The organism is Spirosoma spitsbergense DSM 19989, from assembly GCF_000374085.1.
In the GTDB taxonomy this organism is placed as follows: Bacteria; Bacteroidota; Bacteroidia; order Cytophagales; family Spirosomataceae; genus Spirosoma; species Spirosoma spitsbergense.
The window spans coordinates 1-17,704 of sequence record NZ_KB893585.1; the positions used below are offsets into that span (position 1 = coordinate 1).

A 17,704-nucleotide genomic window follows, 5' to 3' on the forward strand; every position below is an offset into this window, starting at 1 on the left:
CCTGGAATTCGTCTGCCATGAACTAATCGGCACACAACTCGGGGCAGCTACCTATTTTGCTCATCCGTATCATAGTTGGGAGCGCGGACTCAATGAAAATACGAATGGGTTGATCCGTCAGTATATCCCCAAAGCTTGTCCAATTAGTATTGTCCGTCCTACTGATGTATCTTGGATTGAAGAACAACTTAATCAACGGCCTCGCAAAAGTTTGGGTTATCTAAGTCCGGCTGAATTCGCTCAGAATAAGCTTTATGCACTGGAAATGTGAATGTGCGAATAACCCGATCAGGTTAGCCTGATCGGGTCGATAAAATGGGCACTGATAGCAATTTACTTCAGCGATAGCAAATAGCCGATGGTGAAGTTGGCATCCCAGTCGAACACGTACTGGTTGCAGCCCGTAGCATCGGCAATGGATTTGTAAATGTTCAGGCCCGCCTTCGATTTGGCACTTTCCATTTTGGTGTAGGCCGACGGGGCATCCAGTACGGTATAACGCTCCTTTCCGTTCCGAACGGCTTTGGCCAGTTCGAACGGTACGCCCCCGATGATGAAGCAGATTTTCCGATGGTCGGACGGCACCTGTTTGGCTTTTGCCTGCACTTCGGTCGCTACCGTTTCGGCGGAGGTGCCGTTCTCATAATACTTGGCTCCGTAGGTTTCCAGCGCCTTTGTCGAGCCGCCTTCTTTCCACGAAATCTTGGTGTTGCCTGAGCCAATATCCGTTACGAAGGAATTGGGATAAAACTCAGACGGCAACACTGCCCGCAGGCCCAATGATCCCTCCTGTTCGGGAGTGACCGTGTTTACAACATAATTCAGCGATTTCAACGCTTTGATAATCTTCTGCGTTCCTTCGGCTTTCAACGCGCCGGAACTGACCACAAAGTGAATGTTGCGCCCGCCCACACCAAAGTCGAGCATCTTGCCGATATAGCTTTTCAGACCCGCCCGAATATCGTTGTCGGATGCCATGTTTTCCATCACTAAGCTATTACCGAACTCCGCTTTTTCCAGTTTCCAGCGTTTCTGGTCATCCACGCGAACAATAAATGAGTTGAAGCCACTGGCCCCTAACTCAACCACGCCTTTCAACTGCCCGTTCTGCGGTTCGGGCGCGGTATAGGAAAAAGCCTGTTTGGGCTGATCGCTGGCGGTATTGTCGGATGCACTGGCATCATCAGAAGACGATGCGGTAGACGTTGCTTCCTCAGCCGATCCATCGGTCGTCTGGTTATCAGGTCGGGGCAGCGTCTGTGACTCCGCGGTTTCCTGATCTTTGGGGGCCAGTTTGCGCAGGGCTTCATTGCCACCGAAGTAGCGGAAAGCGAAGAAGATACCGGCCAGAATCAGAGCCGTAATGAGCAGCCGACCGGCCACGGTTAAACGTTGCATAGAATTGTTAGTTTTGAATGAGTGAATTTTGAATGAGTGAATAAGTGATGGGGCCGCCCGTGCGGTGAGACGCTGATTGATAAAATGGCCATCCGTTTTTATTCAATCATTCAACATTCACTCATTCAACTTTAAAGATTAGTCCAGTAAATTCCGGTAACCTGCGTCCTTCGCGGGGTTTGCTCCGAGGATGACGGGTTGAGCGGGCGAATCCAGCTGGACCATTTTGAATTCACCTTTGTTATAGGCGTCCAACAGCGCTTCGCCTTTGTCGGACAGAATACCGTTCTGAATATCAACGCCGTTGATGAAATCCATCGAGAGGTCCATGGCCCGCTTCATTTCGCCGAGTTTCTGGCTCATATCGTCCTGAATGTATTCCATCGACTGGTCGAAGTAGAACTTCTTGTCCGGATCGCCTTTGAAGATGCTGACCGCCGTTTTAAGGGCGTTGGAGCTTTCCTTTACAATCTGGTATTCGGTTTCTTTCAGCCGTACTTTTATGTCGGTTTCCTTGATGATGTAATCGGCGCTCTGGTTCACTTTTTCCATAAAGGCCAGCACCTGCTTCATGTTACGCTGCAGCGGAAACAGCTTTTCATTCATCTCCTGAAGGCCCGCCCCTTCGATGGTAGCCAGTTGGGCCGACTCCCGCATTCCAGGTTTGTCGCTCATGGAATTAGCTTTGTTGGCTTCGGCAAATTTCTGCTTGATAGTCTCGTTATTCTCGTTGATTTTCTTGTTCAACTTCACCAGCTGACCCGCCAGCGTATTTATTTGCCCCTGCATTTTTTCACGCTTTTCACGCAGATCCTGCACGTAGATTTTCATGATGGCGATGGGGTTCAGTTGGATAACCGTACCCGTAATGCTGCGCATCATCGACTTGAACAGGAAGAAAACAGCGGTGCGAACGTCTTTGCTGGTGAACAGGAAAATCAGTACACCCAGCGCACCCAGCAACAGGCCAAGTTCGAGAATATTGGACGTCGCCCGAATCAGAAATTCGATGATTCGGTTGAAGTACACCAGGCCGAAGCCAGCCACACCAGCCAGCACAATCATGCCCAGAACACCTTCGGGGCGGCTCCAGAACGACCGTTTTTCGGTGTCTGTTTTACCGCCAAGTTGAGAGAAATCGGGAGTTGCCATTGAAAGTAGATTTACGGTTTTTAGTTTATGGTTTACGGTTTAGGATTTAAAGTTTTTGGCTCATGACAGGCCACTTGCAATGGCGGCCCGGCGAAAACTATAGACCGAAAACCTTGCACCTCATTTAAGATATTGTGTCATTTTTCCAATATCGTCTTTAATCTGATTCAGGAAGTGGGCGAAGGTCGATTCGTAGTTTTGCCGGTTCTGCGTAATCTTCGCGCTTTGTTCGTTTATGTCGCCCTCAATGGCTGTAAGCCGGTTTTTGTTGGTATCAATCTGTTTCTGGATTTCAACCAGTTGCTTCGCCAGCGCTTCGTTTTCCGATTGCAGCCGTTTCTGCTCAGTCTGTAGGCCACCAACCCGCTCTGTCAGAGCCGCTTCCACGCTCTTGCCGAAACCGTCCCGGTCTTTGTTCAGGGCCGCAATATACCCATTCGCCGTACTCGTCAGCGTGTTTATGTCGGCTGGTCCACCGAGCGCCTTGAAACTTGCCCAGGCCGCCTGAAACTGCTTTTCTTCGGACAGACCGAGGTTGCTCAGACTGCGAAGCGTTTCACGAAACTCGAAATAATCGGGTCCCGGTGGGTTACTCTGCGCGAGTACGTTGGCCAGGTGCTCGGCAAACTTCGCATCGACTGCTTCCGACGGTGTTACGGGCGGTGTCGTTACCGGTGCGGGTGCTGGGCGGGGTGTTGCGGCTGAGGAAGGGGCCGGGGGCGTACCCGTGGCTACACCCGGTTCCCCTTCCTTTACGAAGAAGCTCAGGATTTTCTGGCCAATGGATTTGTCTGGTTCAGGCATCGTATTCAGTCAGTTACCGGAAATCCCGCCGGGCATTCCATGCGGGGCAATCCATGCGGGGCAATCCGTTCGTTGAATTACTGAACAATGTTACGAGGTTCGGTTCATTCCCGCAATATCAGATTTGGCCGAACGGTTGCGGGAACTGACAAAATGCCCCAGGACGGGCCGAATGTCTGGATTCGTTAATTTTTTACATCCGGTTTCAGCCAGTTGTCCATCCGCTTCCGGAACTTCTCGACTTTGGGCCTCGAAACGCTGCTGACATACATCTCGTTGGGGTGGCTGTAGTAATAACCCTGATGGTAAACCTCCGCCGGAAAAAACTCCTTGAACGGAAGCACCTGGGTCACAACGGGGCGGCTGTAGTGCCCTGACGCGTCTTCGCGCTGAATGGCCGACTCGATAGCGGCTTTCTCGGCGGGTGTCCGGTAGAAGGCGATGGACCGGTATTGCGTACCCACATCGGGGCCCTGCCGATTCAGCGAACTGGCATCGTGCCCAATGAAAAATGCCTTGACAAGGGTGTCGAACGGAATGACGTTTGGGTCGTAATACACCTGAACGGATTCGGCGTGGCCCGTTTGACCGCTGCCGACCTGTTCGTAGGTTGGCTTGTCTAGTTCGCCACCGGCATAGCCCGACACTACCTCCCGAACGCCCCGCAGCGATTCGAATTCGGCTTCGGTACACCAGAAACAGCCAGCGGCAAAAGTGGCCACCGCTTCGCCGGGTTGCGGGGTGGGCAGGGTAGCCGGGCGGGTATCGGTACTGGCCTCCGTGGCGCTGGATGACTGTTGCTGACAACCGGTCAGCCCAAACAGGCCGGCAAAGAACAGAGGAATAAGAAAATAGCGGTACGTTGATTTCATACCTACTGAACACAAAACCTGCGCTGGAGGTTGCGAAATCGCCCGTTTGTCGGCAAACATGTATCTTTGTTTACTGACCACGCTGCTTTATGTCACTGACTACGCTGGGGCTTGAACTGCCCACCGACCCGCGCTGGGTCAACATTGCCGAAATGAACATTGGCGAAATCCTGATTGACCATGCTTACTGCGAACAGAAAGCGGCCTCGTCCTGTATTTCGCTCATTGTCCAGTATTTCGATAAGCCGCAGCTGATTGCCGTACTTACCCCCATTGTGGCCGAAGAGTGGGGGCACTTCCGGCGGGTACTCAACGAACTCGACAAGCGACATATTCCCCTCGGACGGCCTCGTAAGGATGAATACGTCAACCAGCTAAGGAGTCGCCTGCGCCGGACCATCAAGGACTACCTGGAGCAGATGATGGATAACCTGCTGATGAATGCGCTAATCGAAGCCCGAAGCTGCGAACGGTTCAAACTACTGTCGGAACACATTGCCGATGCAGGACTTCGGAAATTCTACCACGAACTGATGATCTCGGAAGCGGGGCATTACCGTAGTTTCATCGAACTCGCCGAAACGTATGTACCCACCCAGCGCGTGCGGGAGCGGTGGAAGGAATTTCTGGCCGAAGAAGCCGACATTATGAAATCACTGGATGTGCGGAGTGACCGGATGCACTAACTTTTTAGTCATAAATTGTCATTCGTTAATTGTCATTAGTAGTCATTTGTGGTTTTACCAATCAATGACAACGAATGACAATCAATGACAACGAATGACAACCTACTGAATGACGTTTTTACAACAAACTGCTCAACGAATTTTTGATGCTCACGGCGAAAGCATGAGCGAGATTTGGGTAATACTCCCCACACGCCGGGCCGTTTCGGTTTTCCTCGATGAACTGTCCGCGCTTTCTGATCGGCCTTTTCTGGCCCCCCACGCGCTGGCCGTCGATGATTTTATTACGCAGGCCGCCGGGGTGCAGTTGATCGATTCGGTCAGTTTGTTATTTGAACTTTACGATGTTTTCCGGGCCATCGATCCGCTGGTTGAGTTCGAGCAGTTCATTGGCTGGGCCACCGTCCTGCTCGCCGATTTTGACCGGATCGACCAGTACCTCGTCAGCCCGTCCGAACTGTTTAGTTACCTGACGGCCGCCGAAGCCCTGAAACGCTGGCAGGTGAACGCCCCCCCGCAGGCTGCTCCCATTGTGGAAACGGCGGGCACTACGCGCTATTTCAAACTCTTCGAGAACCTGCATGCGGCCTACAAAGCCCTGCAGGAGCGGCTGGACCGGCAGGGACTAGCCTACCGGGGCATGGCTTATCGACGGCTGGCCCAAAATGTGGAGTCGCAGATTCGGGATAACCTGTCCTATGAAAAGGTGTATTTTGTGGGATTCAACGCCCTGAGCCGCGCCGAGGAGCACATTATCCAGATTCTGCTGAATGCGCAGAAAGCCGAAATATTCTGGGATGCCGATCAGTATTACATCAACGACTGGCGGCAGGAGTCGGGCGAATTCCTGCGCCGGTACCGGAAGGAGGGTTGGCTGTTCTCCGCTCAGAATAATGACGACCTGTCTAACAATCTGCTGGGGACCGAAAAGAACATCCGTATCGTTGGGGTGGCCAACGCCAGTATGCAGGCAAAAGTGGCCGGGAAACTATTCAGCGAATGGAAGGAGGCCGAGCGACAGGAAACGAGCGGATTCGATCCGGCATCGGCAACACCCCGTCGCTCGCCGAAAACCGCCATCGTACTCGCCGACGAAACCCTGCTGATTCCGGTGCTCTATGCGCTGGATGAAAGCGTGGTTGACCTGAACGTTACGATGGGTCTATCCTTAAAATCGTCGCTGCTGTTTACGCTGGTCGATACGCTGTTTGAGATGCAGCGGACGGTACACGAGTTCCGAACGAAGGACGGGCGCGATCTGCGTATTCCAAAGTACCACCACCGCCACGTCGTAAAGGTGCTGAATCACCCTTTTGTGAAACAGTACGAACGCATAAAGGACCTGATGTGGCCAGGGGGATTTGCTGAAACAGGGGAGGTGCTGCCACCGGAGCCCCTGTTTCAATGGATTGCCAAAGAAATTGTGAGGGAGCAGCGCGTGTACCTGACCGAGCGGGAAATCAGGGAGTTAGGCCAGGACGACCCGCTGGTACAGATTCTCTTTGCCCGCTGGCCGAACGAAGACCCTATGCGGGCTATCAAGTTGTTCTACGAACTAATCGAACGCCTGCGTGATGTGTACCGGGTTAGTCAGGATGCCATCGAGATCGAGTACCTCTACTTATTTTTCACCCTGCTCAAACAACTGGAAGCCACCCTAGACAGGCAGGCCGAATCGGCGGACAGTACACCCGTGACGGTGAAGAGTTTCCGGCAGTTTCTGTACGAACTCATCCGGCAGACGAGCATTCCGTTTACGAGTGAGGGCAAAAGCCAGTTGCAGATTATGGGTATGCTCGAAACGCGGGCGCTGGATTTTGAACGGGTTATCATCCTGTCGGTCAACGAAGGGATACTGCCCCAATCACGGAAGCTCAATTCCTTGATTCCGTTCGATATAGCCGCCGAACTGAAAATGCCTACCTACCGGGAGCAGGAGGCCGTGATGGCCTATCACTTCTATCGGTTACTACAGCGGGCTACCGATATTGTGCTGTTGCACACCACCTCTACCGATGCCTACGGCAACAGCAAAGGGGAGCCAAGCCGCTACATCCGTCAGCTCGAACACGAACTGGTTGAAAAAGCGAATAGCCTGTCAGAAGCGGAGCGGAAAAAATTATTCGATGAGGGGCGATTGGAGGAGGCCAGCCTGATTCGACATCCCCGCATCCAGTTGTCCAAACCAACGGTACGCTTTGGCCGGAAGGGGGAGAGTAAAGTCGCCGATTTATCGACGTTGAGCGTTCCTAAAACTGAAACCATCCGGGCCGAACTCATTCAAACGCTGACCAGCAAAGGGCTTTACCCGTCGTACCTCAACCAGTTTATTGCCTGCTCCATGCGGTTTTACTTCAGCCGGATCGTGAAAATCAGCGAGGAGGAAGACATCGAGGAGAAAATGGGCGTGGCCCAGTTTGGCGATTGGGTGCACAAGGTGCTGGAACGGCTGGACCAGGACTATAAGTTGCTGGACAAACCCGTCGATGAAACGATTATACGGAACCTGCTGGCCGAAGAGTTCAACAAGTCCATGAAAGGGCGGGTGATTGAATCGGGCATGAACCTGCTGCTCTACGAACTGGCGCAGAAGCTGATGCTCGATTTCCAGGAGGAGCAGGGCAAACTGGCCGGGCTGAAAGTGATTGGAACGGAGCAAACGCTCGAAACCTACCTGAACGTGCCGCTGGACGGGGGTGAAACCATCCGGGTACGGATAGCGGGTAAGGTAGACCGCATTGAGCAGTTTGGCGATATAATTCGTATTGTCGACTATAAGACCGGGAGTGTCAAGTTGCCGGATGTGAAGAAGGAAGATCTGATTGAAAAACTGCTGGGCGACGGGGCGCAGGAGAAGATGCGGCAGGTATGGCTGTATCGCTACCTGGCCCTCAAAAACATACAGGAACACGGGGGATTGCCCCGCGACCGGGCCAAACGGGACATTTTTCCCGCGCAGGGAATGCCGGTAGAAGCCGGGTTTTACTCCTTCAGGGATGTGAATGGCGGGTTCAAAACCAACCCCGTCCGCTTTGACAGCAACGACGACCCCGACCAGTACATCCGCGATTCGGAATCCCTGCTGAAGCAGTTAATCCACCGGCTCCTCGACGTAAACGAACCCTTCCGCAAAACCGACAAACTGGAGACCTGCCAATACTGCGATTTCAAGGGGATTTGCGGGCGGTAGAGGACGTAACACCTATTGTTGGCTACTTGCGAAAATCCATAACAGTACAGCAATTCCCACTTTGGAAAAAATGCGCTAAAGAATGACCACCAAATAGATGCTTTTATGAGAACACCCGCATCAAAACGGCCTGTTTCTTTCAAAATTAAGTCGTTTCACAGGTCAAAAAAGAGCCCAAAAAGCCAAAGTGGGAATTGCTGAATTTAGAGTAAATTTGACTCATGGACTTGTACAACGACAACGAGCGGTTTATTTCTCTCGTCTCCGATTATGGCTTCAAAGCCACCTTTGGCAACGAATCCGATACCCGGTTTTTGCGAAAGGCATTACAGGCACTCATTAACTCGCCCGTGGCTATTGAGCAGGTAACGTTTATTCAAAACGAAATTAAGGGCGTGACACGTGACAGCCGAAGCGGGATTTATGACCTATTTTGCGAAGACGAAAGGGGAAATGAGTTCATCGTAGAAATGCAGTTGAGCGAGTATCCAGAGTTTATTCAACGTATGAAATTCTATGCGTTTTACCGGCTCAACACCCTGATTCGGAAAGGAGACTACCAGTTTGACAACCTGCCCAAAATCTACTGTATCGGCATTTTGGCGGTTAGTATTTTTACACACGTTGCTGACTACCAAAACGTTGCTGTGCTTAAAAATCAGAACAACGAACTGATAGACGAGCAAATGACGTTTATTACCGTAGAGTTAGATAAGTTCAAAAAGGGGATGAGCGAGGTTGAAAATGACCTTGACAAACTGATCTATACGATGAAAACCATACATGAAGTAAGTGAGCCAACGCAGTTTCCCCAGTTCTGGAATGAGGAATGGCTACGGGTGGCGATTCAGGAGTTGGACAAGCGGGCTTTCACGCCCGAGCAGCGATTGAGTTATGAAATGACCATTTCGGCTAACGCGCTGGCGGTCAAGAATGAAAACAAGAAAATTGAGGCAGCTAAGGAGGCAGAGAATTTGGCTGTAAAGACAGAAGCCATTACGAAAGCTCTCAATCGAGGAAAACTTTCACTCGAAGAGATAGCAGAAGATAACGGCGTTTCGATTGATTTTGTGCTTGGAGTTCAACAGCGAATAACTGGTAGTTAAAATAGCACTGCCAGTTTCTTGGCGACAGGCAGCAGGCCGCAAGGTCAGCGTTGACAGCCGAACCGGCCATGTGTGTAAAGGCTCGTTCCTCGCCATCAGCACATGGAGTCGTTGGGTGTTCGCTGTTTATGTATTCGTTCAGCGGGTTGTGGTCGACAGGTTGTAGGCTGCAGAGGTTGGCTTCTTTGCTTGTTCGGCAAGTTTCGGCTGACACGAGAACCGCCCCGGTTGGGTAGGTTTGGACAATCAGATAACTACCATTATATAAAATGACTTTTCGTGATCTCGGAGACGCATATCTCAATTTGCTTCATGATTCGGCCCTCGCAGAGTTACTTTTAGAAACGGCTGATGTTCCGTTTCATAGGCGTACTTACATCAGAACCATCTTCGCTAGCATTGAAGGTTGCGTCTGGATTATGAAGCAGGTATGCTTGTACGCTGAAAAATCACCAGATGCCCCCGAAATGCCCATAAGCGAATACTTGCTCTTATCCGAGACTGAGTATTCACTTAAGAGTAATGGAGACATTAGAGAACAGGCCAGGTTTCTGTCTTTGAATGACAATTTGCAGTTTGTAACGAAGGTTGTCAATTATAGGCACAGTGCGGGTATTGAATTAGGCGTGGGTACAAAGGCATGGCAAAACTTTCAAGATGCTATCAAGATTCGTAATCGCATTACTCATCCCAAAAGCAGCGATGATGTTACTATAACTGATACCGAAATGCAACTTTGTATAGGAGTAAGTCATTGGTTTAATGGCTTGACCAAAACGTTTCTCACACGTCTACTGAAAAATGCAGGCATTGATCCTATAAATGAACACGTTAGTTAAGGCAGGTTTCCGGCGATAGGATGCCCGCCCCGAAGGAAGGCTTCAGCCCATCCGGCAGGGGGTGTAAACGAAGGGCATCCGTGTGTTTTGTTAAGTCATGTAGGCGTTAAGTATTCCAGTAATTGTGTGTTGGAATCACTGCTGACAGGTCGCAGAGGTTAGATTTTGAGGTTCCGGGCGACATTCCAAACGCCATGAAACAGTAGGGGAAATCGTATACCAAAAGTCTAACGATGGGACAGTATAAAGTAAAATCGACAAACTCCAGAAACTTCAGTTTGACAAACGGTAATTCCCCGATTGGCGAATTGGCTTATGCGAAATGGTATTCGTTTGACGCTGAAATACAACTGGCAGACAATTCGACGTATCAATTTGAGCCAACAGGATTTTGGGAATCAAAAATTGAATTGAAAAAAGCCGAGAACGTGCTGTTAGGTTTTAGAATGGGTTGGAACGGTATTGTTATCAGGACAAATTTCAACGGAAATGAGCACAATTATCTGTTAAAAACGAAAAGCCTTCTCAGTAGTAAATTTATACTTATCGACGCAGCGGAAAGTGAGTTGCTGGTAGTTGACACTGATTTTGTATGGAGTAAGTTGAGATTTGACTATACAATTGACACGTCAACGGAATTTGACCGCACAGAAAATAAAGAGATTATGATGCTGACTATTTTACACTGTATAAATTACTATCTAACGATTATTGCAGCAGCCGCTTAAACGGTCGTATGCTAGAGCCGATTGTTGGAGTAGATAAAGAAGAGGTCCGGTACCATTCCTGATGGTACCGGACCTCTTCTTTTTGACTTCTCTATTAAGGAGAATATTATTCGTCTTTCACGTCGTAGCGGTCAAGCATCATGACCTTGTCCCAGGCCGCCACGAAATCGTGAACGAAGCGTTTTTGCGCGTCGTCGGCGCCGTAGACTTCAGCGATGTTACGTAGCTGGGAATTCGAACCGAAAATCAGGTCGCAGCGGGTGGCGGTGTACTTGGTAACGCCACTGCTCCGCTCCTTAATGTTGAACAGCATGTCGCTACCCGCCTGGGGAACCCACACATAATCCATGTTGGTCAGCACCTGGAAGAAATCATTCGTTAGCTGGCCCGGGCGCTCCGTAAAGACACCGTGCTTCGAGTAATCAAAATTCTGATCCAGCACGCGAAGTCCACCAACCAGTACGGTCCACTCGGGAGCCGTCAGTGTCAAGAGCTGGGCACGGTCCAGGAAGATACGCTCGGGAGCAACGCGGTAGCCTACCCGGTCATTATGGTAGTTCTTGAACCCGTCCGATACCGGCTTGAGCCAATCGAAACTTTCTTCGTCGGTCAACTCCGGCGTCGTGTCGACCCGGCCCGGTGTGAAGGGGACGTTAACGTCAATACCCGCATCACGAGCCGCTTTCTCAACCGCTACACAGCCGCCCAGCACGATCAGATCAGCCAGCGACACTTTTTTGTTGCCAAACTGTCCGCTTGCAAAATCGCTCTGAATGCCCCGGAGGGTTTGCAGAACGTGGTTCAGTTCGTCGGGGCGGTTCATTTCCCAGGTGTTTTGCGGGTCCAGTGCAATGCGGGCCCCGTTAGCGCCACCGCGCTTATCGGTATCGCGATAGATCGAAGCTGCCGACCAGGCTGCCGAAACCAGCGCCGAAACGGTCAGGCCACTGTTCAGGATATGCTGCTTCAGGGTAGCCACGTTATCACCGTCGATCAGTTCATAATCCCGGTCCGGTCTTGGATCCTGCCAGATCATATCTACTGCCGGTACTTCCGGGCCCAGATAGCGTTCTTTCGGCCCCATATCCCGGTGCGTCAGTTTATACCAGGCCCGCGAGAAAGCATCCGTAAAATAATCGAAGTCGCTCAGGAATTTCTGGCATATCTCATTATACGCCGGGTCTACCTTGAGGGCGATGTCGGAAGTCATCATCATCAGGTCGTTCATCTGACCAGGTATGTGGGCGTCCGGTGTTTTGGGCGCACTGGGATCAATGGGCGTCCACTGGGTTGCACCGGCAGGACTCGTGATCTTCTTCCAGTCGAATTTGAACAGGTTTTCCAGGTAATGATTGTCCCATTGGGTAGGGCTTGGCGTCCAGGATCCTTCAATACCGTTGGTCATGGTGTTGACACCGTTACCGGAACCAACCGGGTTATGCCAGCCAAAACCCTGCGCGTGGATAGGGGAGGCTTCCGGCGCGGCACCAATCTTATCCGGCGCTACCATGCCGTGGCTCTTACCGAATGCGTGTCCGCCGGCAATCAGCGCTACTGTTTCTTCATCGCCCATGGCCATCCGTGCGAACGATTCGCGGATTTCGCGGGCCGAATCATGTGGGTCAGCATTACCCGCCGGCCCTTCCGGATTCACATAAATCAACGCCTGGTGGGTAGCGCCCAGTGGATTTTCCAGGTCCCAAATGGTCTCTTTAGGGTCACCAACCCAGCGCAAATTATTATTGACCATTTCGTCGGGATGCCCCTTGTGGTCGGTGGATGCCGGAACCTCGTCAACGGGTTTACCGCCCCAGAATTCGGGTCCCCAGTACGTACTGCGGTCGGGTTCCCACGCATCCCGGCGTCCGCCACCAAAGCCAAAGGTGGGGAAATTCATGATTTCCAGCGAGCAGTTACCAGCCAGCACGATCAGGTCAGCCCAGGACAACGACGCACCGTATTTTTTCTTGATGGGCCACAGCAGCCGACGGGACTTGTCGGTATTGCCGTTATCCCACCAGGAGTTGATGGGGGCAAAGCGCTGCATGGCCTGCCCGGCACCCCCCCGGCCATCGGCAATACGGTACGTACCGGCTGAGTGCCAGGCCATCCGAATCATCTGCGGGCCGTAATTATCGTAATCGGCCGGCCACCACTCTTTAGAAGTGACGAGTAACTCCTTGATGTCCTGCTTCAGTTGCGGAAAATCAATTTTATTGAACAGTTCTTTGTAGTTCTCGTCACTGAGGGGATTTGCCGCGGGCTGTTCCTGATGAAGTAACTCTACCTGCAGGCGGTTAGGCCACCAGTCATCAATTTGAGGAGCCGTTCCCAGTGCACCCCCTACGCGGGTACCTCTGAATGGGCATTTTTCAAGACTTTCCGGATTATCAAATGATTTCATTCTAAATTTATAGTTGAGTTAAAAATGTATTTGAACGATTAAACGATTATTAGTATTCGCATGCGGTAGAAGAAGGCTTACCCGGTTGCCAGTAGTTTCTCCCTTCGTCGACGTCTTACCCGGCGTAGTCTCCCGGCTACGTTGCTGTGTTATCCGGTCTCTGACCGGCTCGTATACCATCGAGACACGTAAGTAAGTCAATCTCAGTCATTGCCTGACGACCACCATAAGTGCGGCCGCTTGCGTACAGATATTCCTGCGGCTCTTCCACCTACACCCTGCTCGTACTGAGTTATCGTGGCTATATACACATCAACTTTTGTTTGATGAACTTGTTTCTGATAAGTTCTACAGCATGGTCTTCATACGTCCAGAATTGATACAAGGCTTTACGAATAGGGCGTTGAGCCGCAAATTCAAACCGCTTTAACAGCCATTCTTTGCGGCTTTCCGTTTTACAGTGAATGATTTTTTTTAGGATTTGACTCGCCGTGAATTTTTTAAAGTCCCGCAACCCATCAAAAAGGTTTTCGCGACCAGCACGCACCATCAGGGATACGTGATTACTCATACTAACGTACCCATACACTTCCAGCCCTTTTTGCTCACGGCATTATATCGGACTACTTATTGGTCCGTGAATTAATCTGTAAAGAGGTGTCAGTTCTAACCTTTTTCAAAGGTTAGAACTTTGTCAAAGATGGTAATTGGCCAGCTATGAAGACTTTATTCACGGATCAATAGTTACAAGAGCGCGGTAGATGCTGCGGCTTCAAAACCAACTCTGTCCGCTTCAATAGTAACGAAAACCCCGGTAATACATCCAAATCGCGGACGTATTACCGGTGTTGCCCATCCACAAACTTCCCGACGTAAACGAATCGTTCCGATAAATCAGCCAACTGGAAACTTGCCGGTACTGCGATCTTAAAGGGTTTTGCAGCCGGTAAGGTAGTTAATAGGATATTGCCAAGAATTTTACGGGACGGTAAGTATTAAAGCGACGAAATCCGATGGAATGGTGGAGTCAGGTGCAGGAGTGGTTTTTTAACCTGGGCAAACAGTACGGCGTGAACCCGATTATTTTTGGGAGTATCTACGTGGGGGGCCATTCCCTTTTTCCTGCTTTCGCTGAGTTGGCTCATCCGTCGGCTACGCCAGAAAAAATCCATCGTTGTCCCACTACTGCTTACGGGTTTCTTCTTTATATCCGCTTACCTCTACCTGATCATTGTCGGCAAGAACATACCCGTTTGGGTATACGGTATCATTGCGGCTCTGGTTGGATACGGAGCGTTCTCGGCCTATCAGAAAGTGCAGAAAAAACGGTGAGGGTTACAACGCCAGTTCTTTCTCCGTCACGATGGTTAAAACCTCCGGGTCTTTGAGCCGTACGGACAGGCCCAGCGTTTTGGGTACTTCGTAGTGGAAATAGAACTTCATGGTGTGCAGCTTACCTTCGTAAAAAGCGAGTTCGTCGCCCTGCGGGTTTTGGGTGAGCAGCGTTTCCTGCGCCACCACGGCCTGCTTGAGCCACTGCCACGCCACCACGACAATCCCGAAAAATTCCAGGAATAAGGTAGCGTCGGACAAATACCGTTCAATATCGCCCTGCATCGCATGGGGCATCAGACTTTTCATTACGTCCTGCACCCGGTCCATTTCGTCCGATAGTTGCTCGGCGTAGCGTTTCAGGTCGTTGTGGGTGCTGGCCTGGGCAATGGTATGTTTCATTTCGGCAAACAGCAACTGCGGGGCCTTGCCACCTTTCATGGTCATTTTGCGCCCCAGCAAATCCTGCGCCTGGATGCCGGTGGTACCTTCGTAAATGGGCGTAATGCGAATGTCGCGGTAGAGCTGCTCCACCGGGAAATCTTCTGTAAAGCCGTACCCGCCAAACGTCTGCAAGCTCTGGCTGACGGACTGAACCCCCATTTCGGAGGGGTACGATTTCGCCACGGGCATCAGTAAATCGAGCAGTAAAAACGCATTCTCTTTCTCCTCGCCCTCGGCTACCTGACTAATGTCGTACAGCCGGGCCGCTTCAATCAACAGGGATAAAGAGCCCTCCGTTACGGCTTTCTGGAACAACAGCATCCGGCGCACGTCGGGGTGGTTGATAATGGCCGTCTGGGGGGCGTCGAGTTGCCCCTTCTGGTTCAGTCGCCGACTTTGCGGGCGTTCTTTCGCGTATTCCAGCGCTGCGTGATAAGCCGCCGTGGCGATGGCTGCCGCCGTCATGCCCACACCAATACGGGCCTCGTTCATCATCTGGAACATGTAAGGCAACCCCTGATGCGGCTCCCCCACCAGGTAGCCGATAGTGTCGTCATTGGACCCCATCGTGAGGTGCATGGCGGGTACGCCTTTCTGACCCATTTTGTGATATACTCCGGTGGAAGTCACATCGTTGGGCTGCCCATCCAGCCGGTACTTGGGCACCACAAACAGCGATATGCCTTTCGTTCCCTTCGGTGCTCCGTCGATGCGGGCCAGCATGAGGTGGATGATATTGTCGGTGGCATCATGGTCGCCCGCCGAGATAAACACTTTCTGGCCTCTGATTTTGTATGATCCATCGAGTTGGGGCGTGGCCGATGTGGTCACGTCCGACAGGGACGAGCCAGCCTGTGGTTCCGTAAGGGCCATGGTGCCCTGCCATTTGCCATTCAGCATATTGGGCACGTACGTGTCGATGAGTTCGGGGCTACCAAAGGAGGTGATAAGGTGAGCCGCCCCCGATGTCAGACCAATAAACATCATCCCATTGTTAGCCGCCATCAGAATAAACCCGATGCACGCGCTGATCATTTCGGGGAGTTGCTGACCGCCCTGTTCAAACGGAAATCCCGCTCCGATAATCCCGGCCTCACCCACCGCTTTCAGGTACTCTTTCACCCTGGGATGTACCGTTACCTGCCCGTTTTTCAGTTCAGGTTGGTTCCGGTCCACGTCTTTCAAATACGGGTGCATCAGCGTATCGGCAATATAGGTTGCCGAGTCGAGCACGAGGTTGAACGTTTCGCGGTCGTGGGCATTAAAATACGCGTATTTGGTGAGTTCTTCGGCTTTGAATACTTCGTGAAGCAGGAAGTGAAGATTACGTTTGCTGAAATAAGTGGTTGCCATAGCGGGGCGTGCGTTATAAGAGTTGGGGGTAATGACCAGCGATTGAGTAAAGTTAACACTTGGCGGGGTAACGATAAAATGAGCCGGCCTATTCGTGTCGGGAATGCATTTTGTTGACCGGACGGGGGTGGTTTCCTATTGGGTGAGGACTGGCTGTGGTGGGGCTGGGTCGGTAAGCGGGGGGAATTCGCCGGAAAACGCCTGCTCCATTTTCGCCCGGTCGAATGCCTTCTCGTTGTTGGCCAGAAAAATCGTTGCCACGCCGTTGCCAATAAAGTTGGTAATGGAGCGCGCTTCGGACATGAACCGGTCGACGCCCAGCAGCAGGGCCAGCCCTTCGATGGGAATGACCCGAACAGCCGTCAGGGTGCTGGCCAGTACCACAAAACCGCTGCCCGTCACACCCGCAGCTCCCTTGGAAGTGACCATCAGGATACCAATAATTGTCAGAATCTGCGACAGGGTTAGTTCAACGCCGAAAACCTGCGCCAGAAACAGCGTTGCCAGCGACAGATAAATCGTGGTGCCATCCAGATTGAACGAATACCCCGCCGGAACGACCAGACCGACTACCGGTTTGGCGCAGCCCATTCGCTCCAGCTTTTCCATCAGGGCAGGCAGGGCCGCTTCGGAGGAGGACGTACCCAGCACAATCAGTAACTCTTCCCGGATGTATTTCAGGAACGACCATAAACTAACCTTGTAATACCGGAGCAACGCATTCAGCACAATGAACACAAACAGAAACATGGTGGCGTAGACCGTTGTCATCAGTTTGGCCAGGGGCAACAACGTGGCGATACCATATTTGCCAATGGTGTAAGCCATTCCCCCAAACGCGCCGATGGGGGCAAAGCGCATCACCAGGTGCAGGCCCCTGAACACCCATTTCGACGCTACCGAAAACCAGTTTAGCACCTTTTCTTTCCCTGCATACCGGCTCAGAAAAATACCGACGAAAATAGAGACAATGAGCACCTGAAGCGTAAGATTGTCGGCCACAAACTTCCACCACGAGAATTCTTCTGCGCGCTGGGTGTACTGCCCGATAGCTCCGTTGTTGAGGTTACCCGTCGCTACGCCATCGCCCGGCCGGATAATGTTGGCCACCAGCACACCAATAAGCAGGGCGGCCGTGGTGACGATTTCGAAGTAGAGCAACGCTTTGCCGCCCACACGTCCCACTTTTTTCAGGTCGCCCATGTTGCTGATACCCAGCGTAATGGTCAGAAAAATAATGGGGTTGATGAAGAGCTTGACAACGTTGATGAACCACTTACCCAGAAACTCCATCTGAACGGCCGTTTCTGGTGCAAAATGACCCAGGAGTGCGCCCGAAATAATGGCAGTGAGTACCCAGAAGGTGAGGTTGGTGACGATCTTTTTCATGTTCAGG

General features: G+C 51.6%; 14 protein-coding genes. 7 read left to right on the forward strand and 7 right to left on the reverse strand.

Translation table 11 applies throughout. The annotated features are described in order from the left end of the window. On the forward strand, positions 1–271 hold a 271-nt coding region (locus B157_RS36080), incomplete at its 5' end, for an IS30 family transposase (protein WP_020606524.1). A 62-nt stretch (positions 272–333) separates the two neighbouring features. Here the strand turns inward: B157_RS36080 and B157_RS0127470 are convergent. The 4 genes from B157_RS0127470 to msrA all read right to left on the reverse strand — a co-directional run bounded on the left by B157_RS0127470 (position 334) and on the right by msrA (position 4,226). Beyond that, complete coding sequence (locus B157_RS0127470) at positions 334–1,398, reverse strand: acetate and sugar kinases/Hsc70/actin family protein (protein ID WP_020606525.1); 1,065 nt, start codon at positions 1,396–1,398, stop codon at positions 334–336. Between the two features lie 138 nt (positions 1,399–1,536). Continuing rightward, positions 1,537–2,550 (reverse strand): hypothetical protein, encoded by a 1,014-nt coding sequence (locus B157_RS0127475; RefSeq protein WP_020606526.1) that lies wholly within the window; start codon positions 2,548–2,550, stop codon positions 1,537–1,539. Between the two features lie 120 nt (positions 2,551–2,670). Further along, positions 2,671–3,354, reverse strand: a complete 684-nt coding sequence (locus tag B157_RS0127480; protein ID WP_020606527.1) for a hypothetical protein — start codon at positions 3,352–3,354, stop codon at positions 2,671–2,673. A gap of 185 nt (positions 3,355–3,539) precedes the next feature. After that, the gene (gene msrA / locus B157_RS0127485; protein ID WP_041952300.1) at positions 3,540–4,226 is read right to left on the reverse strand and encodes a peptide-methionine (S)-S-oxide reductase MsrA; all 687 of its coding nucleotides are present in this window, start codon (positions 4,224–4,226) and stop codon (positions 3,540–3,542) included. An 89-nt stretch (positions 4,227–4,315) separates the two neighbouring features. Here msrA and B157_RS0127490 point away from each other — a divergent pair, with 89 nt between their 5' ends. The 5 genes from B157_RS0127490 to B157_RS0127510 all read left to right on the forward strand — a co-directional run bounded on the left by B157_RS0127490 (position 4,316) and on the right by B157_RS0127510 (position 10,775). Further along, positions 4,316–4,912, forward strand: coding sequence for a MiaE family protein (locus B157_RS0127490; RefSeq protein ID WP_020606529.1), 597 nt, complete (start codon positions 4,316–4,318; stop codon positions 4,910–4,912). 109 nt (positions 4,913–5,021) lie between these two features. Continuing rightward, positions 5,022–8,102 (forward strand): PD-(D/E)XK nuclease family protein, encoded by a 3,081-nt coding sequence (locus tag B157_RS0127495; RefSeq protein ID WP_020606530.1) that lies wholly within the window; start codon positions 5,022–5,024, stop codon positions 8,100–8,102. Positions 8,103–8,323: 221 nt separating this feature from the next. Then, on the forward strand, positions 8,324–9,208 hold the full coding sequence (locus B157_RS0127500; protein WP_020606531.1) for an Rpn family recombination-promoting nuclease/putative transposase: 885 nt from the start codon (positions 8,324–8,326) through the stop codon (positions 9,206–9,208). 269 nt (positions 9,209–9,477) lie between these two features. Next, positions 9,478–10,047, forward strand: a complete 570-nt coding sequence (locus tag B157_RS0127505) for a hypothetical protein (protein ID WP_020606532.1) — start codon at positions 9,478–9,480, stop codon at positions 10,045–10,047. A gap of 233 nt (positions 10,048–10,280) precedes the next feature. Continuing rightward, positions 10,281–10,775 carry a hypothetical protein gene (locus B157_RS0127510; RefSeq protein ID WP_020606533.1) on the forward strand — a complete coding sequence of 165 codons (495 nt, stop codon included), beginning with the start codon at positions 10,281–10,283 and terminating at the stop codon, positions 10,773–10,775. Positions 10,776–10,881: 106 nt separating this feature from the next. Here B157_RS0127510 and katG read toward each other — a convergent pair whose 3' ends face one another. Beyond that, on the reverse strand, positions 10,882–13,179 hold the full coding sequence (katG, locus tag B157_RS0127515; RefSeq protein WP_020606534.1) for a catalase/peroxidase HPI: 2,298 nt from the start codon (positions 13,177–13,179) through the stop codon (positions 10,882–10,884). 1,086 nt (positions 13,180–14,265) lie between these two features. Here katG and B157_RS36090 point away from each other — a divergent pair. Next, a complete protein-coding gene (locus B157_RS36090) occupies positions 14,266–14,511 on the forward strand; it encodes a hypothetical protein (RefSeq protein ID WP_020606536.1) in 246 nt (81 codons plus the stop codon). Between the two features lie 3 nt (positions 14,512–14,514). On the opposite strand, the gene B157_RS0127530 is transcribed toward B157_RS36090, so the two are convergent. Then, positions 14,515–16,308, reverse strand: coding sequence for an acyl-CoA dehydrogenase family protein (locus tag B157_RS0127530; RefSeq protein WP_020606537.1), 1,794 nt, complete (start codon positions 16,306–16,308; stop codon positions 14,515–14,517). 135 nt (positions 16,309–16,443) lie between these two features. Continuing rightward, complete coding sequence (locus B157_RS0127535; RefSeq protein WP_020606538.1) at positions 16,444–17,697, reverse strand: cation:dicarboxylate symporter family transporter; 1,254 nt, start codon at positions 17,695–17,697, stop codon at positions 16,444–16,446. Positions 17,698–17,704: the final 7 nt, after the last annotated feature.

Excerpts from the sequence above, each read along its gene's own strand:
- B157_RS0127470 (WP_020606525.1), bottom strand. The coding sequence starts at position 1,398 with ATGCAACGTTTAACCGTGGCCGGTCGGCTGCTCATTACGGCTCTGATT.
- B157_RS0127475 (WP_020606526.1), bottom strand. The coding sequence starts at position 2,550 with ATGGCAACTCCCGATTTCTCTCAACTTGGCGGTAAAACAGACACCGAA.
- B157_RS0127480 (WP_020606527.1), bottom strand. The coding sequence starts at position 3,354 with ATGCCTGAACCAGACAAATCCATTGGCCAGAAAATCCTGAGCTTCTTC.
- msrA (WP_041952300.1), bottom strand. The coding sequence starts at position 4,226 with ATGAAATCAACGTACCGCTATTTTCTTATTCCTCTGTTCTTTGCCGGC.
- B157_RS0127490 (WP_020606529.1), top strand. The coding sequence starts at position 4,316 with ATGTCACTGACTACGCTGGGGCTTGAACTGCCCACCGACCCGCGCTGG.
- B157_RS0127495 (WP_020606530.1), top strand. The coding sequence starts at position 5,022 with ATGACGTTTTTACAACAAACTGCTCAACGAATTTTTGATGCTCACGGC.
- B157_RS0127500 (WP_020606531.1), top strand. The coding sequence starts at position 8,324 with ATGGACTTGTACAACGACAACGAGCGGTTTATTTCTCTCGTCTCCGAT.
- B157_RS0127505 (WP_020606532.1), top strand. The coding sequence starts at position 9,478 with ATGACTTTTCGTGATCTCGGAGACGCATATCTCAATTTGCTTCATGAT.
- B157_RS0127510 (WP_020606533.1), top strand. The coding sequence starts at position 10,281 with ATGGGACAGTATAAAGTAAAATCGACAAACTCCAGAAACTTCAGTTTG.
- katG (WP_020606534.1), bottom strand. The coding sequence starts at position 13,179 with ATGAAATCATTTGATAATCCGGAAAGTCTTGAAAAATGCCCATTCAGA.
- B157_RS0127530 (WP_020606537.1), bottom strand. The coding sequence starts at position 16,308 with ATGGCAACCACTTATTTCAGCAAACGTAATCTTCACTTCCTGCTTCAC.
- B157_RS0127535 (WP_020606538.1), bottom strand. The coding sequence starts at position 17,697 with ATGAAAAAGATCGTCACCAACCTCACCTTCTGGGTACTCACTGCCATT.